The organism is Geodermatophilus sp. FMUSA9-8 (assembly GCF_037034165.1).
GTDB classification, from domain to species: Bacteria; Actinomycetota; Actinomycetes; order Mycobacteriales; family Geodermatophilaceae; genus Geodermatophilus; species Geodermatophilus nigrescens.
Genome location: NZ_JBAGKE010000002.1, coordinates 311107 through 333083 on the forward strand (window position 1 = coordinate 311107; position 21977 = coordinate 333083).

The 21977-nt window shown below is 75.0% G+C and carries 22 protein-coding genes; 12 read left to right on the forward strand and 10 right to left on the reverse strand.

Annotated features, from left to right (window positions below; all coding sequences use genetic code 11):
• Positions 1-27: 27 nt before the first annotated feature.
• Positions 28-849, forward strand: coding sequence for a lipase family alpha/beta hydrolase (locus WA616_RS05670; protein ID WP_336028082.1), 822 nt, complete (start codon positions 28-30; stop codon positions 847-849).
• Between the two features lie 188 nt (positions 850-1037).
• Entirely contained in the window at positions 1038-1982 is a 945-nt protein-coding gene (locus tag WA616_RS05675; RefSeq protein ID WP_336028083.1) for a M23 family metallopeptidase, read from the forward strand.
• Between the two features lie 222 nt (positions 1983-2204).
• Here the strand turns inward: WA616_RS05675 and pcrA are convergent, their stop codons facing one another.
• Positions 2205-4496: a DNA helicase PcrA gene (pcrA, locus tag WA616_RS05680; protein WP_336028084.1), complete on the reverse strand. Its 2292-nt coding sequence runs from the start codon at positions 4494-4496 to the stop codon at positions 2205-2207.
• A 247-nt stretch (positions 4497-4743) separates the two neighbouring features.
• Here pcrA and WA616_RS05685 point away from each other — a divergent pair, with 247 nt between their 5' ends.
• The 4 genes from WA616_RS05685 (at position 4744) to WA616_RS05700 (ending at position 7300) form a co-directional block, all read left to right on the forward strand.
• Positions 4744-5007 carry a chorismate mutase gene (locus tag WA616_RS05685; protein WP_336028085.1) on the forward strand — a complete coding sequence of 88 codons (264 nt, stop codon included), beginning with the start codon at positions 4744-4746 and terminating at the stop codon, positions 5005-5007.
• Positions 5008-5072: 65 nt separating this feature from the next.
• Entirely contained in the window at positions 5073-5642 is a 570-nt protein-coding gene (locus tag WA616_RS05690) for a carboxymuconolactone decarboxylase family protein (protein ID WP_336028087.1), read from the forward strand.
• Positions 5639-6556 carry an RNA polymerase sigma factor SigJ gene (gene sigJ / locus WA616_RS05695; RefSeq protein ID WP_336028088.1) on the forward strand — a complete coding sequence of 306 codons (918 nt, stop codon included), beginning with the start codon at positions 5639-5641 and terminating at the stop codon, positions 6554-6556. The genes WA616_RS05690 and sigJ overlap by 4 nt, the downstream gene beginning before the upstream one ends.
• A 9-nt stretch (positions 6557-6565) precedes the next feature.
• Positions 6566-7300 (forward strand): PIG-L deacetylase family protein, encoded by a 735-nt coding sequence (locus tag WA616_RS05700; RefSeq protein ID WP_336028090.1) that lies wholly within the window; start codon positions 6566-6568, stop codon positions 7298-7300.
• Positions 7301-7352: 52 nt separating this feature from the next.
• Here the strand turns inward: WA616_RS05700 and WA616_RS05705 are convergent, their stop codons facing one another.
• A complete protein-coding gene (locus WA616_RS05705; RefSeq protein WP_336028093.1) occupies positions 7353-8957 on the reverse strand; it encodes a M28 family metallopeptidase in 1605 nt (534 codons plus the stop codon).
• Positions 8958-9372: 415 nt separating this feature from the next.
• Between WA616_RS05705 and WA616_RS05710 the strand changes: the two genes are divergently transcribed.
• Positions 9373-10755: an acetamidase/formamidase family protein gene (locus WA616_RS05710; RefSeq protein WP_336028094.1), complete on the forward strand. Its 1383-nt coding sequence runs from the start codon at positions 9373-9375 to the stop codon at positions 10753-10755.
• A 53-nt stretch (positions 10756-10808) separates the two neighbouring features.
• Here the strand turns inward: WA616_RS05710 and WA616_RS05715 are convergent, their stop codons facing one another.
• Both WA616_RS05715 and WA616_RS05720 read right to left on the reverse strand, forming a co-directional pair.
• Complete coding sequence (locus WA616_RS05715) at positions 10809-11465, reverse strand: response regulator (protein WP_073421441.1); 657 nt, start codon at positions 11463-11465, stop codon at positions 10809-10811.
• Complete coding sequence (locus WA616_RS05720; protein WP_336028095.1) at positions 11462-12796, reverse strand: ATP-binding protein; 1335 nt, start codon at positions 12794-12796, stop codon at positions 11462-11464. The genes WA616_RS05715 and WA616_RS05720 overlap by 4 nt, the downstream gene beginning before the upstream one ends.
• 124 nt (positions 12797-12920) lie before the next feature.
• Here WA616_RS05720 and WA616_RS05725 point away from each other — a divergent pair, with 124 nt between their 5' ends.
• Positions 12921-13811 (forward strand): PspC domain-containing protein, encoded by an 891-nt coding sequence (locus tag WA616_RS05725; RefSeq protein ID WP_336028097.1) that lies wholly within the window; start codon positions 12921-12923, stop codon positions 13809-13811.
• Positions 13804-14106 carry a hypothetical protein gene (locus WA616_RS05730; RefSeq protein ID WP_073421439.1) on the forward strand — a complete coding sequence of 101 codons (303 nt, stop codon included), beginning with the start codon at positions 13804-13806 and terminating at the stop codon, positions 14104-14106. The genes WA616_RS05725 and WA616_RS05730 overlap by 8 nt, the downstream gene beginning before the upstream one ends.
• A 91-nt stretch (positions 14107-14197) precedes the next feature.
• On the opposite strand, the gene WA616_RS05735 is transcribed toward WA616_RS05730, so the two are convergent.
• Positions 14198-14785: a dienelactone hydrolase family protein gene (locus WA616_RS05735; RefSeq protein ID WP_336028099.1), complete on the reverse strand. Its 588-nt coding sequence runs from the start codon at positions 14783-14785 to the stop codon at positions 14198-14200.
• 63 nt (positions 14786-14848) lie between these two features.
• Between WA616_RS05735 and WA616_RS05740 the strand changes: the two genes are divergently transcribed.
• Positions 14849-15538, forward strand: coding sequence for a helix-turn-helix transcriptional regulator (locus WA616_RS05740; protein WP_336028101.1), 690 nt, complete (start codon positions 14849-14851; stop codon positions 15536-15538).
• Between the two features lie 3 nt (positions 15539-15541).
• On the opposite strand, the gene guaA is transcribed toward WA616_RS05740, so the two are convergent.
• From guaA to guaB, 3 genes are read right to left on the reverse strand one after another with little or no spacing between them, the layout of a single operon-like run.
• Positions 15542-17104 carry a glutamine-hydrolyzing GMP synthase gene (gene guaA, locus WA616_RS05745; protein WP_336028103.1) on the reverse strand — a complete coding sequence of 521 codons (1563 nt, stop codon included), beginning with the start codon at positions 17102-17104 and terminating at the stop codon, positions 15542-15544.
• Positions 17104-18240: a GuaB3 family IMP dehydrogenase-related protein gene (locus WA616_RS05750; protein ID WP_336028104.1), complete on the reverse strand. Its 1137-nt coding sequence runs from the start codon at positions 18238-18240 to the stop codon at positions 17104-17106. Before WA616_RS05750 ends, guaA begins: the two co-directional genes overlap by 1 nt.
• 3 nt (positions 18241-18243) lie before the next feature.
• Entirely contained in the window at positions 18244-19761 is a 1518-nt protein-coding gene (guaB, locus tag WA616_RS05755; RefSeq protein ID WP_336028106.1) for an IMP dehydrogenase, read from the reverse strand.
• A 200-nt stretch (positions 19762-19961) separates the two neighbouring features.
• Between guaB and WA616_RS05760 the strand changes: the two genes are divergently transcribed.
• Entirely contained in the window at positions 19962-20357 is a 396-nt protein-coding gene (locus WA616_RS05760) for a DUF5319 family protein (RefSeq protein ID WP_336028107.1), read from the forward strand.
• Positions 20358-20359: 2 nt separating this feature from the next.
• On the opposite strand, the gene WA616_RS05765 is transcribed toward WA616_RS05760, so the two are convergent.
• The gene (locus WA616_RS05765) at positions 20360-20530 is read right to left on the reverse strand and encodes a DUF1059 domain-containing protein (protein ID WP_336028109.1); all 171 of its coding nucleotides are present in this window, start codon (positions 20528-20530) and stop codon (positions 20360-20362) included.
• Between the two features lie 158 nt (positions 20531-20688).
• Positions 20689-21381, reverse strand: a complete 693-nt coding sequence (locus tag WA616_RS05770) for a response regulator transcription factor (protein WP_442901973.1) — start codon at positions 21379-21381, stop codon at positions 20689-20691.
• Between the two features lie 289 nt (positions 21382-21670).
• Here WA616_RS05770 and WA616_RS05775 point away from each other — a divergent pair, with 289 nt between their 5' ends.
• Complete coding sequence (locus WA616_RS05775; RefSeq protein WP_073421428.1) at positions 21671-21970, forward strand: WhiB family transcriptional regulator; 300 nt, start codon at positions 21671-21673, stop codon at positions 21968-21970.
• The last annotated feature ends 7 nt before the right edge of the window (positions 21971-21977 follow it).

A 21977-nucleotide genomic window follows, 5' to 3' on the forward strand; every position in this document is an offset into this window, starting at 1 on the left:
GAGGTCTCCTCCGGGACGCCACGGGGCGTGCTGCGGGCGCTGGCGACGCCGGCCACGGTGACCGGCGGCATCGCCGAGCTGGCCTGGGTCGGCGCCCACGTGCTCATGTACCCGCTCGGCACGCGCACCGAGGCGCTGCGTCCCGACGTCCGCTGCCGCCCGGGCGAGCAGTCGCCGTCGGTCCGGGCCCTGTTCGCCGCCGACCCCCTGGCCGCCCGCATCCCGGTGCTGCTGGTGCACGGCCTGGTCGACAACCGCTCGATCTTCACCCTGATGCGCCGCGGCCTGCGCCGGCGCGGCTTCGCGCAGGTCTGCACCTGGAACTACAGCCCGCTCCTCGGCGACGTGGCCGAGGGCGCCCGCGACCTCGGCGAGCACGTCGAGCGGATCTGCGCGCAGACCGGGCACGACCGGGTGCACGTCGTCGGGCACAGCCTGGGCGGGCTCATCGCCCGCCACTACGTCCAGCTGCAGGGCGGCGGGCGGCGCGTGGAGTCGCTGACGACGCTGGGCACCCCGCACGGCGGGTCGGTGCTGGCCCACCTGCTGCCGACGCCGATGGTCCGCCAGCTGCGCCCGGGGTCGGCGGTGCTCGAGGAGCTCGCCGCGCCCGCGCCGCACTGGGACACCCGGATGACCGCCGTCTACAGCGACCTCGACCAGCTGGTCATCCCCACGCGCAACGGCCGCTGCGACCACCCCGACCTGCGGGCGCGCAACGTGCTCGTGCGGGGCCTCGGGCACATCACGCTGCCGTTCTCCCGGGTCGTCGTCGACGAGGTCGCGGCCACCCTCGCCGGCCTGCGCACCGTCGCGACGCCGATGGACGCCCCGGCCGCCGTCGCCTGATCGGTCACCCTCGGGAGACATGGCGACACGCAGCGTCGCTTACCGCGGTACGGACTGACGGAACGTTACGGTCCGATCACGGCGCCGGTACCCACCGGCGGGCGTCCACCGGGCGCCTCCACCGCCGTCGCTCCCCCGACGGACCGCTGCACTTCGTGGTCCCGGGAGCGGAGACGAAGGGGATCTGCGTGACCGCGCTCCTCGAGCCTGCCGCCGGCCGCGCGTCGGCCGAGCTGGAGGCGACCGGCCGCATCCCGGGCCTGCGCCCGGTGGCCGCGGTGCCGCCGCCGCGCACGGCGTCCGTCCCGGCGGTGCCGCCCGCGACCGCCTCCGCACCTGCCGCTCCCGCCCCGGCCGCGCCGGTCACCTCTCCCGCCGCTCCCGCCACCCCGGCGCCGGCCGCCGAGTCCGCTGCTGGGCCCGCCCGGTCCGCCGGGCCGGCTGTGTCCGAGCCGGCCGCGTCCGAGCCGGCCGCGCGCCGCGCCGTCCGCCGTCCTCCCGGCCGCCGCGGCGGCATGTGGCTCGGCGCGCTGGTCGCCGGTGCGCTCGTGGCCGCCGTCCCGACCTTCACCGGCAACGAGCCGCAGCCGGTCACCGCGAGCGCCGCCGACTACGGCCTCGGCGCCGCCGACATCGGCTTCTCCGGCGGCCTGGACGAGGCCGGCGCACGGCGCGGCATCACCGAGGCCGAGGCCGCCGTCCGGCTCTCCGAGCTCGCCGCCTCCCGCGCTGCCCGCGAGCCGGAGACCGTGCTGCCGACGTCGGGCCGGATGACCACCTGCTTCTGCCAGCGCTGGGGCTCCATGCACTGGGGCATCGACCTCGCCGCCCCGCTGGGCACGCCGATCTACTCGGCCACCGACGGCGTGGTGCTGCGCGCCGGCCGCGCGTCGGGCTACGGCAACGCCGTCTACATCCAGGACGCCGACGGCAACGTGCACATCTACGGGCACATGCGCTACTACGACGTCTCGGCCGGCGACATCGTGCACGCCGGCGACCAGATCGCGAAGGTCGGCAACGAGGGCCAGTCGACCGGGCCGCACCTGCACTACGAGATCCACCGCGGCGGCATGACCGGCCGCCCGATCGACCCCGAGGAGTGGCTCGCCGACCGCGGCGTCGCCATCTGATCTGTGCTGTCTGTCGGCCTCCGGCCGACACCGCGGCCAGGTGCCGTCCCCCGGCTGCGCTGAGCTGCTCCCTGCGCCTCGTCGGGGACCCTCCGGGCCCCGCTCCTCGGCGCACCTCGCGGGGCGGGTCGCCCTGACATCCGCGGCACCGAGCGCACCCCGCCCGGTGCCGCGACCGCAGCCCCCTCGTCGGGGGACGCTCCGCGTCCCCGCTCCTCGGGGCTAGAGCTTGACGAGCGGGGCGTAACGCAGGACGAGGCGCTTGGTGCCGCCGGAGCCGAAGTCGACCGTGGCCTGCGCCTTCTCCCCCACGCCGTTGACCTCGACGACGGTGCCCAGGCCGAACGCGTCGTGGCTGACCCGGTCGCCGACCTCCACGGAGATCACCGCCCGGTTCCCGCGACCGCCGCGCAGGCCGCCGGTGGACAGCCCCGTGGCCGCCACCCGCTGCTGCGCGGACCCGGTGCTCGGGGCCGGCGTCGGGTCGGTGCGCGCCCAGTGGACGGTGTCGCCCGGCAGCTCGTCGAGGAACCTCGACGGCGGGTTGTAGGCCGGCTGGCCCCAGCTCGTGCGCACCGTGGCGCGGGAGAGGAACAGCCGCTGCTGCGCCCGCGTGATGCCCACGTAGGCCAGCCGGCGCTCCTCCTCCAGCTCCTTGGGGTCGCCGAGCGCCCGCAGGTGCGGGAAGACGCCGTCCTCCAGCGCGGTGAGGAAGACGACCGGGAACTCCAGCCCCTTGGCGGTGTGCAGCGTCATCAAGGTGACGACGCCGGCCTCGTCGCCGGTGACGGGCACCTGGTCGGCGTCGGCCACCAGCGAGACCTGCTCGAGGAAGTCGGTGACCGTGCCGCCCGGGTTGGTGGCCTCGAACTCGGCGGCCACCGAGATGAGCTCGTTGAGGTTGTCGACGCGGCCCTCGTCCTGCGGGTCGGTGCTGGCCTCGAGCTCGGCGAGGTAGCCGGTGCGGTCGAGGATGCTCTCCAGCAGCGCGGCCGGCCCGGAGCCGGTCTCGACGAGCTGCTCGAACTCCTCCAGCAGCGTCACGAACTCCTGCAGCGCCTTGAGCGAGCGCGGCGCCAGCGTCGTGATCTCCCCGCACCGGCGCAGCGCCGTCGCGAACGCGATCCGCTCCCGGTCGGCGAACTGCTCGACGCAGGACTCCGCCTTGTCGCCGATGCCGCGCTTGGGCGTGTTGATCACGCGGCGCAGGCTGACGACGTCGGCCGGGTTGGCGACCACCTTCAGGTAGGCCAGCGCGTCGCGGACCTCCTTGCGCTCGTAGAAGCGCACCCCGCCGACGACCTTGTAGGGCATGCCGACGCGGATGAACACCTCCTCGAACACACGGGAGGCGTTGTTGGTCCGGTAGAAGACGGCGATGTCGGCCGGGCGGGCCTTGCCCTCGTCGACCAGCGCGTCGATCTGCTCGGCGACCCAGGCGGCCTCGTCGTGCTCGTTCTCGGCGACGTAGCCCTCGATCAGCTCGCCGTCGCCGGCGTCGGTCCACAGGTTCTTGGGACGGCGGCCGGTGTTCTTGGCGATGACGGTGTTCGCGGCCTTGAGGATGCGCTGCGTGGAGCGGTAGTTCTGCTCCAGCAGGATCGTGGTGGCCTGCGGGTAGTCGCGCTCGAACTCGTCGATGTTGCGGATCGTGGCGCCGCGGAAGGCGTAGATGGACTGGTCGGCGTCACCGACGACGCACAGCTCGCCGGGCGGGACCGGCCCCTCCCCCGCGCCGACCAGCTCGCGCACCAGGACGTACTGGGCGTGGTTGGTGTCCTGGTACTCGTCGACCAGGACGTGCCGGAACCGGCGCCGGTAGTGCTCGGCGACGTCGGGGAAGGCCTGCAGCAGGTTGACCGTCGTCATGATCAGGTCGTCGAAGTCCAGCGCGTGCGCCTCGCGCAGCCGCCGCTGGTAGAGCGTGTAGGCCTCCTTGAGCACCTTCTCCGGCGCCGTCTGGGGGTCGAACGACTCCTCGTCGACGAGCTCGTTCTTCAGGTTCGAGACCTGGGCGGTGAGGCTGCGGCCGGGGTAGCGCTTGGCGTCGAGGTCGAGGTCGCGCGCGACCATCGTCATGAGCCGGACCGAGTCGCCCTGGTCGTAGATCGTGAACGACGACTTGAGGCCGAGCTTGGCCGCCTCGGCGCGCAGGATGCGCACGCACATCGAGTGGAACGTGGACACCCACATGGCGCGGGCGCGCGGCCCGACGAGCTGCGCCACCCGCTCCTTCATCTCGCCGGCGGCCTTGTTGGTGAAGGTGATCGCCAGGACCTCGCCGGGCTGCACGCCGCGCGCGCCGAGGAGGTAGGCGATGCGGTGGGCCAGCACGCGGGTCTTGCCCGACCCGGCGCCGGCCACGATGAGCAGCGGGCCGCCCTCGTGGACGACGGCCTGGCGCTGGGGACCGTTGAGTCCGGCCAGCATGCGGTCCAGTTCCCGGCCGGCCGAGCCGGGAGCGGAACGCTGGAGCGCGGCGGTTCCGGGGAGGGCCTGCTGCACGCTGCTCATAGCCACACCACTGTAGTTCGACCGGGTGACGGTCCCGGCCGCCGTCGGACCCCCTGGGGACGGGGACCGGCGTGTGTCACACTCGACGGCGTGCTGCTCGCCACCGTCAGCTTTTCCTACGGGCACCGGGTTCCGGTGTCCGTAGCCGCTGGCTGAGCAGCCGCCGCGACGAACGCCCCGGGCCCGAGGAGCCCGGGGCGTCTCTCGTTCCTGGGCCCGGAGGCTCCCGCCCCGCCAGGAGACCGAGATGAACGCCACCAGCACCCCCGCCGACGAGCGCATCGCCGAGCTGCGCGGGGAGATCGACGCCTGCGACGCCGAGCTGATCCGGCTCGTGCGGCGCCGCCTCTCCGTGTCGCAGGAGATCGGGCAGCTGCGCCGGGACTCCGGCGGCACCCGGCTCTCGCTCGCCCGCGAGCAGCAGGTCATCGCCCGCTTCCAGGACGCCCTGGGTGCCGACGGCGCCGCGCTCGGGATGATGCTGCTCCGCCAGGGGCGCGGCCGCCTCTAGCGCCGGTGTCACGGATCGGCCGGCTGCGTCGTCTGGAGGGCATGCCCCGACGAGAGGACGCCGCCGTGACCGAGACCCGCACCGCCCGCATCCCGCTCGACCCGCCGCGCACGCTGCTCACCCGCGTCGTCGACCTGTACTCACGCCGCCGGTACGGCGCGCGCCTGCAGCCCGCCGCCGCGATGGGCCACCACCCGCGCCTGCTGCTCACCGAGCTGCGGCACGAGCAGGCCCTCGCCCGGTGGGACCGGCTCGACCCGACGCTCAAGGCGCTGGCCGTCATGTCGTCGGCGGTCACCATCGGCTGCTCGTGGTGCGTGGACTTCGGGTACTGGGTGAGCACGCAGGACGGCGTCGACCCGGCCAAGGTCCGCGCCGTGCCCTCGTGGCGCACTGACGACGCGCTCACCGGCCTCGAGCGGCGGGTCGTCGAGTACGCCGAGGCGATGAGCACCACGCCGCCCGGCGTCACCGACGGGATGGTGGAGGCGCTGCGGCGCGAGCTGGGCGAGGCCGCGCTGGTCGAGCTGACGATGATGGTCGCCGTGGAGAACAGCCGGTCGCGGTTCAACGCCGCGATGGGCCTGCACAGCCAGGGCTTCCGCGACCGCTGCGACGTCCCGGCCGGGACGTGAGCGACCCGCTGCCGCCGTTCGACGCCGCCCGGCGGCTGCTGTTCACCGTCGCCTACCAGATGCTGGGCAGCGTCGCCGACGCCGAGGACACCGTGCAGGACGCCTGGCTGCGCTGGTCGGCGGCCGACCGGGGCGACGTCGCCGACCCGCGCGCCTGGCTGGTGCGGACGACGACCCGCCTGGCGCTCGACCGGCTGACCTCCGCCCGCGCCCGCCGGGAGACCTACGTCGGCCCGTGGCTGCCCGAGCCGCTGCTCACCGGCGCGGCGCCGACCTCCCCGGGGGCCACCGCCACGGGACCCGACCCCGCCGACGAGGTGGCGCTCGGCGAGCAGGTGTCGCTGGCGCTGCTCGTCGTCCTGGAGACCCTCTCCCCCGCCGAGCGGGCTGTCTTCGTGCTCCGCGAGGTGTTCGGCCTGCCGGCGGCCGAGGTGGCCGCGGCGCTCGGCCGCTCGGAGGCCGCCGTGCGGCAGCTCGCGCACCGGGCACGGGAGCACGTGGAGGCCCGGCGGCCCCGGTTCGACGCCGACCGCCGCGCCCACCGCGAGGTGACCGAGCGGTTCCTCGCGGCGTGCGTCGGAGGCGACGTCGACGCGCTGCTGGCGGCGCTCGCGCCCGGCGCCGTGCTGGTCACCGACGGCGGCGGGCGGTCGAAGGCGGCGCTGCGGCCGATCACCGGCGCGGACAAGGTGGCCCGGTTCCTGGCCGCGGTCGCCTCCGGCGGGGCGGCGCTGCCCGGGCTGCGGATGGAGCTGGCCGACGTCAACGGCCTGCCCGGCGTGGCGGCGTGGACCGACGCCGGGCCGTTCGTGGCGGTGTCGCTCGGCGTCGCCGACGGGCTCGTCCAGCAGGTCCTCGTGGTGCTCAACCCCGACAAGCTGTCCGGACTGGGGGCCGGTGCGGCGCCCGCATAGGCTCCGCCGGTGACCGCACCGCCGCCCCGCAGGCCCGCCGAGCACGTCGAGCGCGCCCTCTGCGTGCTCGCCCACCCCGACGACGTCGACTTCGGCAGCGCCGGGACGGTGGCCACCTGGACCGCCGCGGGCACCGAGGTGACCTACCTGATCGTCACCGACGGCGACGCCGGCGGCTTCGACGACACCCCGCGCGACCGGATGGGCCCGCTGCGCCGCGAGGAGCAGACGGCGGCGGCCAAGGCGGTCGGCGTCACCGACGTCCGGTTCCTCGGCTACCCCGACGGCCGGCTCGAGCTGACCCTCGAGCTGCGCCGCGACATCTCCCGGGTGATCCGGCAGGTGCGGCCGCAGCGGGTGCTCACCAGCTCGCCCGAGCGGTACTACGAGCGGATCGGCGCCAGCCACCCCGACCACATGACGGTGGGCGAGTCGACGCTGCGCGCCGTCTACCCCGACGCCCGCAACCCGTTCGCCTTCCCGGAGCTGCTGGGCGAGGAGGGCCTGGAGGCGTGGACGGTGTCGGAGGTGTGGCTGGGCGCCAGCCCGCGCGCCGACCACGCCGTCGACGTGACCGACGTCGTCGAGCTCAAGTTCGCGGCGCTCAAGAGCCACGTGTCGCAGGTGGGCCACCTCGACGACCTGGAGGCCTTCGTCACCGGCTGGATGGCGCAGAACGCCCGCTCCCACGGCCTCCCCGACGGGCGCCTCGCCGAGACCTTCCACGTGGTGCACACCGCCTGACGACGCGGACGGGGCCGGCCCCCGGAGGGACCGGCCCCGCCGCTGTCGGCGATCAGGCGACGGCGTGGTGTGAGTGCGCCAGTCCCCCGCCGCCGTCCTCGGCGAACGTCCCCTCGGGACCGGCCGGCTCCGGCAGCGTGAACGGCCGGCCCGGGACCTGCTTGCCGACGACGCCGTTCACACTCTCCGTGGAGTAGGCGAACGTGAGCATGGCGAAGGCGATCAGGTCGCTGTTCACGTCGAGCGCGAACAGGTCGAGGTTCCCGATCGTGTCGCAGGCCTGGTGGTAGCAGGGGTCGAACGCGTCACCGGCCGTGCCGCCCCAGATGGCCGCCTGTTCCTCGGTCTTGATCTCCTCCGCCCCGGTGAACAGGCCGCTCGACGGGATGCCGGCGAGGATGAACGCCTCGTAGTCGCTCCGGCCGGAGAACTCGGTGTCGTCGTACGGCTGCCCGATCGCGGTGTAGAACGACTCGTAGACGTCCTCGATCGCCGTCGAGCCCTCGGGGATCGGGACCCCCTCGGGCGCCGGGAACGTCGACTGGTCGGCGTCGTAGACCATGAAGATGTAGTTCGGCGACCCGACCATGTCGTAGTTCATGTACAGCGCGATCCGGTCGAGCTCGGCTGCCGGCAGGCCCTCGACGTAGGCGGCGGAGCCGAGCAGGCCCTGCTCCTCACCGGCCCACCAGGCGAACCGCAGCGTGTTCTCGGGGCGGAGGTTGGCCATCGCCAGCGCCGTCTCGAGCAGCGCGGCCGAACCGGAACCGTTGTCGTTGATGCCCGGCCCCTCGATCACGCTGTCGAGATGGGCGCCGGCCATGACGACGTTGTCCCGGTTCTTCCCGGGCAGCTCGGCGATCACGTTGCGGTCGGTACGGGTCTCGCTCGGCAACACGTTGACGCGCGCCGTCGAGCCCGGCTGGGACAGCGCCACGCCGTCCGCGAAGCTGGCACCGACCACCGGGATGTCGTAGTCAGCCGGCTGCGTGCCCTCGAGGTCGAGGCTGGTGGCGTCACCGATGAAGAGGGGCTCGCGGTCCGGGCTGTTGCCCTGGTTCATCACGATGACCGCCTCGGCGCCCGCGGCATCGGCGTTCTGGGCCTTGAGTCCGAAGGTGCACGTCCCACGCTGGATCAGCACGATGTCGGCGGGCCCCGAGAGGTCGAGGCCGGCGAAGTCATCCGCCTCGCAACCGCTCGTGCTCGCGCGGTCGCCGGTGAGGTTGAGGTCCACGGGGATGACGGCCCCGCTCACCTCGCCCGACCCGCTGCCGGTGTAGACGCCCGTCTCGTACTCGGCCGCGACCGGGGTGAGCTGCTCGAGCTCGGCCGGGAAGTTGAAGGTGATCTCCACGTCGGTGAACGAGACCTCGTACCCCGCCTCCTCCAGCAGCCCGGCCACGTAGTCGACGCTGTCGGCGTACCCGTCGGTGCCGGCGGCCCGGGTACCCGGGTAGACCGGGTCGTCGCTGTTGTCGGCGATCTTCTGGAACTCCTCGAGGTGCTCGAGGACGCCTCCGACCATCACGCAGTGGAGCAGCTTCTCGTAGGTGTTGTTGCTGCGGTTCTCGCACCCACCACCATGGCCCCCACCGTGGCCGCCACCGCCGCCCGGGGCCGCGACCGCGGCGGTCGCCGGCAGCGTCAACGCCACCAGCAGCCCTCCCGCGCCCGCCGCCAGGGCCCTGGTGCCGGTCCTCGTGGATCTCGTTCGGCGATCTGCCATCCCGTGTCCCCTCGTCGGGCCCGCCGGCGTGGTGGCCGGCGGGCGCGTACCGGTCCCCCGATCGGGTGAGGATGGCCCGGCGTCCAGGGCACGTACAGGGAACACCCAGGATCCGTGTGACCCAGAACACACACTCCGGCGGGACGTGACTCCCCGGAGGCGGACGGCGACGTTCCGGTGCTCACGTCCTCCCGGCTCGGGAGCGCGTCCCCCGTGGTCGCCGGGTGACGTTCCGCAGCGGGCGCGCGCCCCGGAAACGGGACCGACACCGGCGTCGCGGGGCCGCAACACGGGGTCCGTAGACCGGCGGGGGACCGACCGCCCGCAGCACCCGGAGGACCCCGTGAGCGACATCCCGCAGCAGCCGACCGGCCCGGATCCCGCGACCGCCGCGACCGTGGTGGAGCGCGGCCTCGGCCGGCGGGCCTTCGTCCAGGCGGCGCTCGCCACCGCCGCCCTCGGCACCGGGCTCGCCGCGGCCGGGCCGGCGCGCGCGACGCCGGGCGGGCGGGCCCGGCTGCCCGGAGAGGTCCTGCAGCCGGGACGCGGACCTGTGGACGGCGACGTCTACCTGCCCTCCCGGGTCGAGGAGGTCCTCTGGGGGTACCTCCCGCGCACCACCGACGCGCCGGTCCTCCGGGTCGCCTCCGGCCGCACCGTCACGGTGGACACCGTGAGCCACGAGGGCATCCTCGAGGACCAGGGCCGCGACCCCGTCGGCTGGTTCGCGGCGCGGGGCGTGCCGCGCGACCAGGTCCTCGACGACGCGGTGGCCATCGCCGCGGGGTACGCCCGTCACCCCCGCGACTTCGACGCCGACGGCCCGCACGTCGTCACGGGGCCCGTGTACGTCGAGGGCGCCCGGCCCGGCGACGTCCTCAAGATCGAGCCGCTCACGGCCCTGCCCCGCGTCCCCTACGGCGTCGTCTCCAGCCGCCACGGCAAGGGCGCGCTCGCCCGGCAGCTGGCCACCCCGGCGGGCGGGATCACCGAGGCGGAGGTCATGCCGCCGGTCGGGACCGACGGACGCGCCACCGGGGACCCGACCCGCTACGGCAACGTCTCGGTGTTCACCCCCGTCGCCCGGGGACGGGGCGGGGTCCTCCGGGCGTCGCTGCCGGTGGGCACCGGCGGGAACCGGGTCTCCTGGCCGGTCGACTGCTTCCCCGGCCTCATGGCGGTGGCCACCGTCGCGGACGCGCCCGCGCCGAACGACCCGCTGGTCAACTCGATCCCGCCGACGCGAGGCGGCGGGAACATCGACATCCGGCGGCTCACCGTCGGCTCGGCGTTCTACGTGCCGGTGGTCGCCGAGGGCGCGTTGTTCTCCGTCGGCGACCCGCACATGTCGATGGGACACGGCGAGGTCGCGCTCACCGCGCTGGAGGGGTCACTGCGGCTGACCTTCCGGCTGACCGTCTGCCGGCCGGGCTCCGGGGACGCGCCGTCGGTGGCCTTCCGGTACCCCTTCGGCGAGAGCCCCGACGCCTGGTTGCCCATCGGCCTGTCCGACCCCGACGGCTACCGGGACGGGCAGTTCGTCGACCTCGACGTCGCCGCCCGCCGCGCGGTCGTCAACGCCCTCGACTTCCTCGAGCACGACCGGGGGATGGACCGGTCGGTGGCGTACGCGTACCTCTCGGCGGCCGCGGACTTCGAGGTGTCCCAGGTCGTCGACCGGACCGTGGGCGTCCACGGCGTGATCTACAAGGACCACTTCGCCTGACGCCGCGCGGGACCCGCGCACCCCGGGGCGTCCGGGTGCGCGGGCCCCGCCCGTCACAGGAGGCGGTTGGTGGCGGCCCAGCGGGTGAGCTCGTTGCGGTTGGACAGCTGGAGCTTGCGCAGCACGTTCGAGGCGTGCGACTCCACCGTCTTCACCGAGATGAACAGCCGCGAGCCGATCTCCCGGTAGGTGTAGCCGCGGGCGAGCAGCTGCATGACCTCGCGCTCCCGCGCGCTGAGCAGGTCCAGGCCGGGGTCGGTGGCCGGGTCCTCCGGCTGCGGGGCCGACGGCGAGCTGGCCGCGAAGGCGTCGAGCACGAACCCGGCCAGCCGGGGGCTGAAGACGACGTCGCCGTCGGCCACGCGCTGCACCGCGGACACCAGGTCGGGGCCGGAGATGGTCTTCGTGACGTATCCCCGGGCGCCCGCGCGGATGACCGCGATGACGTCCTCGGCGGCGTCGGACACCGACAGCGCCAGCCAGCGCACGTCCGGCAGCTCGCCGCGCAGCGCCTCGAGCACCGCGCGCCCGCCGCCGCCGGGCAGGTGGACGTCGAGCAGGACGACGTCGGGCGCCGCGGCACGGATGCCCGCGATGGCGGAGTCGGCGTCGGCGGCCTCGCCGACGACCGTGACCGAGTCGCCGAGCTCGTGCCGGACGCCGGCCCGGACCATCGCGTGGTCGTCGACGAGGTACACGCGGACGGTCACGCGGCGGCCTCGCGCGGCAGCACGAGCTCGACCTCGGTGCCCTCGCCGGGCGCGGACCGCACGGTCGCCGTGCCGCCGAGGCGGGTGATGCGGCCGGTGACCGAGTCGCGCAGGCCGCGCCGGTCGACGGGGACGGCGGCCGGGTCGAAGCCGGCGCCGCGGTCGCGGACGAACACCGACACCTGCCCCGCCGTGACCTCGGTGTAGAGGTCGGCGGAGGTCACGCCGGAGTGCTTCGCCGCGTTGACCAGCGCCTCGCGGGTGGCGGCCCCGAGGGCGGCGAGGGCGTCGTCGACCGGCGCGTCACCCACGACGACGGGGTCGACGGTGAGCGCGTGGTCGCCCTCCACCTCGGTGATCATCTCCGAGACCAACGCCGCCCAGGTGCCGCCGGCCGCCGTCCGCGGCTCGTACAGCCACGTGCGCAGCTCGCGCTCCTGGCTGCGGGCGAGGCGGGCGACGGCCTGCTGGTCGTCGGCGTGCCGCTGGATCAGCGCGAGGGTCTGCAGCACCGAGTCGTGCAGGTGCGCGGCGACGGCGGCCCGCTCCTCCGAGCGGATGCGGGCGGTGCGCTCGTCCTCGCGGGAGTCCAGCAGCCGGCGCCAGAACGGGGCGGTGGCCAGCAGGATTCCGGCGAGGATGACGACCGTCGCGACGAAGCCGTTGCGCGCGTTGGCCAGCTGCCCGGTGGTGGCCAGCAGGAGCACCAGCCCGAGCGCGGCGAGCGCGGCGCCACCGGCGAGCACCCAGCGGACGCCGGGCCGGGTGAGCGTCCGGTCGGTGTCCAGCTGCCGCCAGATGACCGCCAGGCCGCCGCCGACCAGCAGCAGCGGCGCGATGAGGTCGTTGTTGCCCCAGGTGGCGAGGTTGGTGACCAGCACGAGGGCACCGAGGCCGACGAACGCGAGCCCCAGCGTCTGCCGCCGGCTGGGCTGCGCGGCCTGCGCCGGGTCCACCTCGCCGAGCGGCACGAAGAACCACAGCAGGACGTAGGCGACGACGCCGATGCCGGTCATCGCCAGCGCCACGAACAGGGCGCGCACCACCAGCGGGTCCGCGCGCAGGTGGTGCGCGGTGCCGGCGGCGACGCCGGCGAGCATGCGGCCCGACCGGGGCCGGACCAGCGGCGGCCGCTCGGGCTGCGCGGGCGCCGCCGGGGACATCGTCAGCAGCGACGCCGGCGCGGCGGCCGGGTCCGGCGCGGGGGTCGGCACGGGCGCCGGGGCCGGCACGCCGGCCGGTGGCTGCGCGGCGGCCGCGGCCGGCACGCCCGCCGGCGGCTGCGCACCGACCGGGAGCCCGCCCACGGAGGTCGGCACGGTCCTCGTCACGGTGCGATCGTCGCACCGCGCGGGCCGCTCCCGGTACCGGGAAGACCCCGGATGGGCAGGACCAGGGTCGGATGGGGGCCTTCCCCGATGCCCCGCGGACGCCCCGCTGGGCACGCTCTGTGCCATGACCGCCGCATCCCCGCCTCCCCCCGCTCCCCCCGTCGAACCACCACCGGTCCGGCCCGCCCTCCGGCGCAGCCGCACCGACAAGTACGCCGGCGGTGTCGCCGGCGGGCTGGCCCAGTACAGCGGCGTCGACCCGCTGCTGTGGCGGGTCGGCTTCGTCGCCCTCACCCTCGCCGGTGGCACCGGCATCGCGATCTACCTGCTGCTGTGGCTGCTCATGCCGGCCGGCCCGAGGCACACCGACGGCGCGCCCGCCGCCCCGCCGGGGCCGCGTTCCCCCGTCGCCGGGATCACCGTCGCCGGGTTGCTGATCGTCGTCGGCCTGATGGTGCTGGTCACCCGCTACACGCCCCTCGACCTCGGCCCGCGGGGCTTCCTCGCCGGGGCGCTGCTCGTGGTGGGACTCGGCCTGGTCGCCTCGGCCTTCGTCCGCAACCGCGCCCCGCGCGGCGGGCTCATCGCGCTCGGCTCGGTGCTCACCCTCGCGCTGCTGTTCACCTCCTCGGTGTCGGCCTGGCACGACGGCGAGGGCCCGCGCGGCGGCGTCGGCGACCGTTCCTACGAGCCGTCGACCGTGGCCCAGATCCGGCCCGAGTACGCGCTCGGTGCCGGCAACCTCGAGCTCGACCTGTCCGAGATCGACGTCGACGACATCCGGCAGACCGTCGACATCGCCATCGACCACGGCGCCGGCGACCTCGAGATCACGGTCCCGGAGGACGCCGACGTCCGGGTGGTCCTCGACCAGGGGATCGGCGACGTGGACGTCTTCGGCCAGAGTGACGGCGGCTTCTTCCCCGCCGAGGACGACGACGACAGCGACGCCCGTCCCGAGTTCGTCCTGACCATCGACCACCAGGTCGGCAACGTGGAGGTGTCCCGTGCCTGACTACAGCGAGTTCCCCACCACCCCGACCGGCTGGCAGGAGCGGGCGCTGGCCGAGGACTGGCAGCACCACACCGCGAGCCTCCTGCCCGTCGAGGAGCCGCCGCGCCGGCGCCGTCCCGACCTGGTGGCCCTGGTGCCCGGCGTCGCCTTCGTCCTCCTGGCGCTGACCTTCCTCGCCGGGGTCACCCTGCCGCTCGAGTTCCTCGCCGACGGCGGCCTGCTGTGGCTGCTGCTGGTCGGCGCGGGGGTCCTGCTCCTGGTGAGCGAGCTGCGGAAGGCGCGCCGGAGGCGCTGACCGACAGGGGACGGTGGTCACGAGGGCCCGGGGAGCTGCTGCTCCCCGGGCCCTCCGCCGTGTCGGGGCGCCGCGATCCGGGGCCTCCGCGTCAGGCGGTCACGCGCGCGATGAACTCCAGCGCCCGTCCGAACAGCAGCTCCGTGGCGGCCGGGTCGTACTCGGCCGGCAGGCCCGCGTCGGTGAACAGGTGGCCCGCGGTGTCGTAGGTGCACACCTCGAGCTCCGCGCCGGCCGCCGCGACGTCGGCGGCGAGGGCCGCGTCCCACTCCGGCGACGCGAGCGGGTCCCCCGTCGCCCGGTGCAGCTGGGCCGGGAGGCCGGCGGGCCAGCCGGCGGCGCCGAGCACCGCCATCGGCAGGGCGCCGGAGAACAGCAGGACGCCGCCGCACCGCCGCCGGGTGGCCACGTGCTCGGCCATCCCGGCGCCGTTGGAGAAGCCCGCGGCCACGAACCCGTCGGGCAGGTGGCGCACCGCGTCCTCCGCCCGCGCCATGAGCGCCGGGAAGCCGACCTCCTCGACGAAGGCGCCTGCCCGCGCGTAGTCGTCGCCGAAGGCCCGCCCGTCGTACTGGTCGACGACGAGGACGTCGTGGCCGGCGGCGCGGAACCGGCCGGCCGCGTCGGTGACGCCCTGCCGGACGCCGAGGACGGAGTGGAAGAGCGCGATCGATGCCATGCGACGACCGTGCCGCAGGGTCGGTGACACCGTCCTGTCACCGACTCCTGCCAGGATCCGCGCGTGAACCGCACCGACCGGCTGCACGCGCTGACCGAGGAGCTGCGCCGCGCCGGGCCGCGCGGGCGCACCGCCGGGCGGCTGGCGGCGTGGCTGGAGGTGTCGACCCGCACGGTCAAGCGCGACGTCGACGCGCTGCAGCAGACCGGCGTGCCGATCTGGGCGTCGTCGGGGCCGGGCGGCGGTTACGTGCTCGACGCCGCGGCCACGCTGCCGCCGGTGAACCTGACGCCGGCGCAGGCGGTCGCGGTCGCGGTGGCGCTGGCCGGCGCGGGCGGCGCACCGTTCGCCGCCGACGGCCGGGCAGCGCTGGAGAAGGTGCTCGACGTGCTGGGCCCGGAGGCGCAGGCGGAGGCCGAGCGGCTCGGCGGGCGGGTGTGGGTGCGGTCCGGCGCCGGGTCCGGCCGGCCGGACCCGGCGCCGGTGGTCGAGGAGGCGCTGGCCCGCCGCCGCGTCGTCGCGATCACCTACCGGGACCGGGCGGGGACGCCGACCCGGCGGCGGGTGGAGCCGCACCTGCTCGCCCGCACCGGCGACCGCTGGTACCTGGTCGGCTGGTGCCGGGAGCGGGACGCGCCGCGCTGGTTCCGGTGGGACCGGATCGAGGCGGCGTCGCTCACCACCGAGACGGCGCCGGAGAGAGACCCGGCCGCCTACGGCACTCCCCCGCCCGACGCGCGTGCCGTCAGGTGAGCGTCACTCCCATTCGATGGTGCCCGGCGGCTTGCTGGTCACGTCGAGGACGACCCGGTTGACCTCGGGCACCTCGTTGGTGATCCGCGTGGAGATCCGGGCGAGCACGTCGTAGGGCAGGCGGGTCCAGTCCGCCGTCATCGCGTCCTCGCTGGACACCGGCCGCAGCACCACCGGGTGGCCGTAGGTGCGCCCGTCGCCCTGCACGCCGACCGAACGGACGTCGGCGAGCAGCACCACCGGGCACTGCCAGATCTCGGTGTCCAGCTTCGCCGCGCTGAGCTCCTCGCGGGCGATCGCGTCGGCCCGGCGGAGCACGTCGAGCCGCTCGCGGGTCACCTCGCCGACGATGCGGATGCCCAGGCCGGGGCCGGGGAACGGCTGGCGCTGCACGAGCCGGTCGGGCAGGCCGAGCTGCCGGCCAACCTCGCGCACCTCGTCCTTGAACAGCGTGCGCAGCGGCTCGACGAGGGTGAACTGCAGGTCCTCGGGCAGCCCGCCGACGTTGTGGTGGCTCTTGATGTTGGCCGTGCCGGTGCCGCCGCCGGACTCCACGACGTCGGGGTAGAGCGTCCCCTGCACGAGGAAGTCGACGGCCTCGCCGTGCGCCTGGGCGTCGGCGACGACGTCGGTGGCCGCCTGTTCGAACACCCGGATGAACTCGCGGCCGATGATCTTGCGCTTCTGCTCCGGGTCGCTGACGCCGGCCAGCGCGGTGAGGAACTGGTCGCTCGCGTCGACCACCCGCAGGTCGGCGCCGGTGACCTCGGCGAAGTCGCGCTCGATCTGCTCGGTCTCGCCCTGCCGCATGAGCCCGTGGTCGACGTAGACGCAGGTGAGCCGGTCGCCGATGGCCCGCTGCACGAGCGCGGCGGCCACGGCGGAGTCGACGCCGCCGGACAGCGCGCACAGCGCCCGCCGGTCGCCGATCTGCTCGCGGATCCGCCCGACCTGCTCGTCGACGACGTTGCTCATCGTCCAGCTGCGCTCGAGCCCGGCGATGTCGAACAGGAAGTGCTCGAGCACCGTCTGCCCGTGCGCGGTGTGCCGCACCTCGGGGTGGAACTGCACGCCGGCCAGCCGCCGGTCGACGTCCTCGAACGCGGCCACCGGGGCGCCGGTCGAGGTGGCGGTGACGGTGAACCCGGGCGGGGGCGTGCTGACGGCGTCGCCGTGGCTCATCCACACCGACTGCTCCACCGGCAGGTCGCCGAACAGCCGGCCGCCGGTGGTGACGGTCAGCGGGGTGCCGCCGTACTCGCGGTCGCCGGTGTGCGCGACCGTGCCGCCCAGCGACTGGGCCATCGCCTGGAAGCCGTAGCAGATGCCGAAGGCGGGCACGCCGCCCTCGAACAGGGCCGGGTCGACCTGCGGCGCGCCCTCGGCGTAGACGCTCGAGGGGCCGCCGGAGAGCACGATCGCCGCCGGCCGCCGCTCGAGGACCTCCGCCGCCGACACCGACGACGGGACGATCTCGGAGTAGACGCCGGCCTCGCGGATGCGCCGGGCGATGAGCTGGGCGTACTGGGCGCCGAAGTCGACGACGAGGACGGTCGGGAAGTCCATCAGTCGGGTCGACCGCCGATCACGAGGTCCACCCGCTGGAACTCCTTGAGGTCGCGGTAGCCGGTCTTGGCCATGGTGCGGCGCAGCGCGCCGAAGAGGTTGGTGCGGCCGTCGGAGGTCTCGGCCGGCCCGAGGAGCACCTGCTCCAGCGACCCGGCCGCGGGGACCGGCGCCGACGTGCCGCCGCGGGGCAGCCGCGGGTGGGCGGCCACCGAGTCCCACCAGACGCCGCCGGCCGGGGCCTCCTTCGCCGCGCGCAGCGGCTCGCCGACCTGGACGGCGTCGGCGCCGCAGGCCAGCGCCCGCGCGATCGCGCCGCTGGTCTCGATCCGGCCGTTGGCGATGACGTGCACGTACCGCCCACCGGTCTCGTCGAGGTAGTCGCGGCGGGCCGCGGCGGCGTCGGCGATCGCGCTGGCCAGCGGCACGCGGATGCCCATGACGGCGTCGCCGGTGGAGAAGCTGTCGGCGCCCACGCCGACGATCACCCCGGCCGCGCCGGTGCGCATCAGGTGCAGCGCGGTCGTGTAGTTGGCCGCCCCGCCCACGATCACCGGGACGTCGAGGTCGGCGATGAAGGACTTGAGGTTGAGCGCGGCGCCCTGGGTGGTCACGTGCTCGGCGGAGACGATCGTGCCCTGGATGACGAGCAGGTCGACCCCGGCGGCGAGCACCGCCGGGGCGAGCAGCTCGGTGTGCTGCGGCGAGACGCGCACCGCGGTGGTCACCCCGGCGTCGCGCATCTCCTTGATGCGGGCGCTGATCAGGTCGGGCTTCACCGGCTCCGCGTAGACCTGCTGCAGCAGCGCGATCGGCGGCGGCGCCTCGGCCGCGGCGTCGCGCAGCTGGCGGTAGACCGGCAGCGGGTCGTCGTAGCGGGTCCACAGCCCCTCGGCATTGAGCACGCCGAGGCCGCCGGCCTGCCCGACGGCGATCGCCGTCGCCGGGCTGACGACGGCGTCGCTGGGGCTGGTGACCAGCGGGATCTCGAACCGGAAGGCGTCGATCTGCCAGGCGGTGGAGACGTCGTCGACGTCGCGGGTGCGGCGGGACGGGACGATGGAGACCTCGTCGAGGTCGTAGCCCCGGCGGGCGAAGCGGTTGAGACCGATCTCGACGGTGTCGCGGCTGGGCATGGGTCAGCGCCCCCGGTAGTTCGGTGCTTCGACCGTCATCTGGATGTCGTGCGGGTGGCTCTCGGTCAGGCCCGCGGCGGTGATGCGGGTGAGCTGGCCGCGCTCCTGCAGGTCGGCGACGGTGGCCGCGCCGGCGTAGCCCATCGACGCCCGCAGGCCGCCGACGAGCTGGTGGGCCACGGTCGCGAGCAGGCCGCGGTAGGGCACCTGGCCCTCGATGCCCTCGGGGACGAGCTTGTCGTCGGAGAGGACGTCGTCGGCGAAGTAGCGGTCGCGGCTGAAGGACTGGTTGCCGCGCTTCTGCATCGCGCCCAGCGACCCCATGCCGCGGTAGGTCTTGAACTGCTTGCCGTTCATGAAGACGAGCTCGCCCGGCGCCTCCTCGACGCCGGCGAACAGCCCGCCGATCATCACCGTGTCGGCACCGGCGACCAGCGCCTTGGCGATGTCGCCGGAGTACTGCAGGCCGCCGTCGGCGATGACCGGCACGCCGGCCGGCTTGCACGCCAGGCTCGCCTCGTAGACGGCGGTGATCTGCGGGACGCCGACGCCGGCGACCACGCGGGTGGTGCAGATCGAGCCCGGGCCGACGCCGACCTTCACGGCGTCCGCGCCCGCGTCGACCAGCGCCTGCGCGCCGGCGCGGGTGGCCACGTTGCCGCCGACGACCTGCACGCCGCCGTCGCCCCCGAAGTCCTTGCGCACCCGGGCGACCATGTCGAGCACGGCGCGCTGGTGGCCGTGCGCGGTGTCGACGACGATCACGTCGACCCCGGCGTCGACCAGCAGGCCGGCCCGCTTGTAGGCGTCCTCGCCGACGCCGAGCGCGGCGCCCACGACGAGGCGGCCGTCGGCGTCCTTGGTGGCGTTCGGGTACTGGTCGCGCTTGACGAAGTCCTTGACCGTGATCAGCCCGCGCAGCCGGCCGGCGTCGTCGACGATCGGCAGTTTCTCGATCTTGTGCTGGGACAGCAGGCCCAGCGCGGTGTCGGCGTCGACCCCGACCGGGGCGGTGACCAGCGGCATCGGCGTCATCACGTCGCGGACGAGCCGGTTCTGGTCGGTCTCGAAGCGCATGTCGCGGTTGGTGACGATGCCCACCAGCACGCCGTCGGCGTCGACGACGGGGGCGCCGGAGATGCGGTAGCGGCCCGACAGGGCGTCGACCTCGGCGAGGGTGTTGTCCGGCGAGCAGGTGACCGGGTTGGTGACCATGCCCGCCTCGGAGCGCTTGACCAGGTCGGCCTGGCCGGCCTGCTCCTCGGCGGCGAGGTTGCGGTGCAGGATGCCGACGCCGCCGACGCGGGCCATGGCGATCGCCATGCGGGCCTCGGTCACGGTGTCCATGGCGCTGGAGACCAGCGGCACGGCCAGCCGGATGCCGCGGGTCAGGCGGCTGCTGGTGTCGACCTCCGCCGGGACGACGTCGGACTCGCCCGGGATGAGCAGGACGTCGTCGTAGGTCAGGCCGAGCGGGGCGAACTTCGCCGGCAGCTCGGGGGTCCGGTCGTCGGGCTGCATGATCGCCGCCACCCTCTCGTCGGTTCGCCCCCGGCCGGGCGCGCGGGAACCACCCCCGATCGTAGGCGGGGGCGCCGGGGGCCCGGGACGGCGTCCGCGCACGCGTGGGAACGGGAGCCGGGGGCGGCTACCGTGGTTCCCCGGACGCGCGCCCGCGCGACCGCACGAGAGCGACCGCGCCGCACGAGGGAGGAGGCACCGTGGGTCCCTTCGACGACCTGCCGGGCCCCGACTCAGGCTCCACGCCGTCGGACCCGCCGCCGCTCACCATGGAGGAGCGCGCCGGCGTCCTCGACGACCTCGCCGAGCTGGAGGTGTTCCGCACGCTGCTCGAGCCGACGGGCATCAAGGGCATCGTCGTCGACTGCCCGGACTGCGACGAGGAGCACCACGTCGACTGGGCGCTGATGCAGGCCAACCTGCGCCAGCTGCTCGAGGAGGGGCAGACCGGCCGGCACGAGCCGCCGTTCGACCCCGACCCCGACGACTACGTCAGCTGGGACTACGCCAGCGGCTACGCCGACGGGGTCGCCGCGATGGCCGAGCGCGAGGAGCCCGGGGGCGGCGGCACCGGCCGCCACGCCCGCGACGACTGAGCTCAGACGTCCCGGACGAGGGTCGCGAGGCGTCCCGCCAGCTCGGGGGTCACCTCGACGCGGTGCGCCTCCCGGGCGTGCGGCCCGACCTGCGCCATCAGCTCGTCGACCGACTCGGCCCGGACGACCGCCTCGCAGTCGAACCCGGCGTCGCGGCAGCGCAGCTCCTTCATCGTCGCCCCCTCCGGCGGCGGCCCCGTGCACGGTCAGCGTGCTCCCGGGCGGCCGTCCGGGCCAGGGGTACCGGCGCGTTCCGCGTGCACCGGGACGAGAACGCGCCGAGGGCCCCCTCCGGTGCTCCGGAGGGGGCCCTCGGCGTGCGTTCGTCGTCTCAGGTCATCATCCCGCGGCGGAAGCCCGTCGCGACGGCCTCGGCCCGGTCCTTGGCGCCGAGCTTGCGGAACAGCCGGCGGGCGTGGGTCTTGATGGTGTCCTCGGACAGGTAGAGCTCGCGCCCGATCTGGGCGTTGCTCTTGCCGTGGCTCATGCCGGTGAGGACCTGCATCTCGCGCATGGACAGCGTCACCGCGGGCGCGGCCTCGCGGACCGGCGTGCTCACCGCGCGCGGGCCGGCGCCGTTGAGCGGCGTGGCCCACGCAGGCACCGGGGCGCCGACGGAGGCCAGCGGCACGGAGGCGCTGACCTGCTGCGGCGGGCGCGGGCCCTCCGGGCGCAGGCCGACGCGGGACAGGCCCAGGCCCATCTCCAGCGCGCTCGCGTCCCAGCGCAGGTAGCCCCGCGCACCGACGGCGACCGCGCCGCGGACGGTCTCGGCGTCGTCGGGGGCGCCGAGAACCAGCACGGGCACGCCCGGGTGGCTGCGCAGCACCGTCGTCGCGACGCTCAGGCCGGTGTCCACGGCGCGCTGCGTGCCGACCAGCAGCACGTCGGGCTGCCGGGTGGCCAGCCGCTGCATCAGCGCGACCGCGTCACCGACGACCTCGACGCGTCCCACGAACGGGAGGGCCACCAGGCGGGCGGCGACGTCGTCGCGCACGCGGCGGCGCTCGTCGTACACCCACACGGTCGTGGCACCGTGTCCCGGTCCACGCATCCTGTCGTCGATCACTCGCTGCTCCTCGTCTCCCCCGGCCGGGCGGGGCGCCCGGGTCACTCGACCCGGGGAACGGCACGGCCTGCAGTCACCTTGACCGCCGGTCAGGACGGGGAACACCCGTGCTCACCCTGCGGGGGGAGACGGGAGCCGGGAAAATGTCCGATCCCGGTGTGTTTGACCCCGGGGACCCTCGGGCACCGGCACCCCAGCAGCCGGACCGCCCCCTCCGGCTCGCACCGAGCCGAGGAGGACCGACATGGCCGACATCCGCCGACTGCCGACGCCCGTGGCCGAGGTCTGGGACTGGCAGCTGCACGGCGCCTGCCGTGGAGAGAGCACGGCCCTGTTCTTCCACCCCGACGGCGAGCGCGGCCCCGCGCGGGCCCGTCGCCAGGCGGCCGCGAAGGCCGTCTGCGCCTCCTGCCCCGTCGTGGAGGCGTGCCTCAAGCACGCGCTGAGCGTCCGCGAGCCCTACGGCGTGTGGGGCGGCATGAGCGAGGAGGAGCGGGCCCGGCTGATCGCCGCGGAGCCCGCCGCCGTCGCCGCGGGCGTCTAGCCGCCCG

Coding starts and splice junctions, on each gene's coding strand:
- pcrA (WP_336028084.1), bottom strand. CDS start 4,496: ATGAGCAGCGTGCAGCAGGCCCTCCCCGGAACCGCCGCGCTCCAGCGT.
- WA616_RS05685 (WP_336028085.1), top strand. CDS start 4,744: ATGAACGCCACCAGCACCCCCGCCGACGAGCGCATCGCCGAGCTGCGC.
- WA616_RS05725 (WP_336028097.1), top strand. CDS start 12,921: ATGACCGCCGCATCCCCGCCTCCCCCCGCTCCCCCCGTCGAACCACCA.
- WA616_RS05735 (WP_336028099.1), bottom strand. CDS start 14,785: ATGGCATCGATCGCGCTCTTCCACTCCGTCCTCGGCGTCCGGCAGGGC.
- guaA (WP_336028103.1), bottom strand. CDS start 17,104: ATGGACTTCCCGACCGTCCTCGTCGTCGACTTCGGCGCCCAGTACGCC.
- WA616_RS05750 (WP_336028104.1), bottom strand. CDS start 18,240: ATGCCCAGCCGCGACACCGTCGAGATCGGTCTCAACCGCTTCGCCCGC.
- guaB (WP_336028106.1), bottom strand. CDS start 19,761: ATGCAGCCCGACGACCGGACCCCCGAGCTGCCGGCGAAGTTCGCCCCG.
- WA616_RS05765 (WP_336028109.1), bottom strand. CDS start 20,530: ATGAAGGAGCTGCGCTGCCGCGACGCCGGGTTCGACTGCGAGGCGGTC.
- WA616_RS05775 (WP_073421428.1), top strand. CDS start 21,671: ATGGCCGACATCCGCCGACTGCCGACGCCCGTGGCCGAGGTCTGGGAC.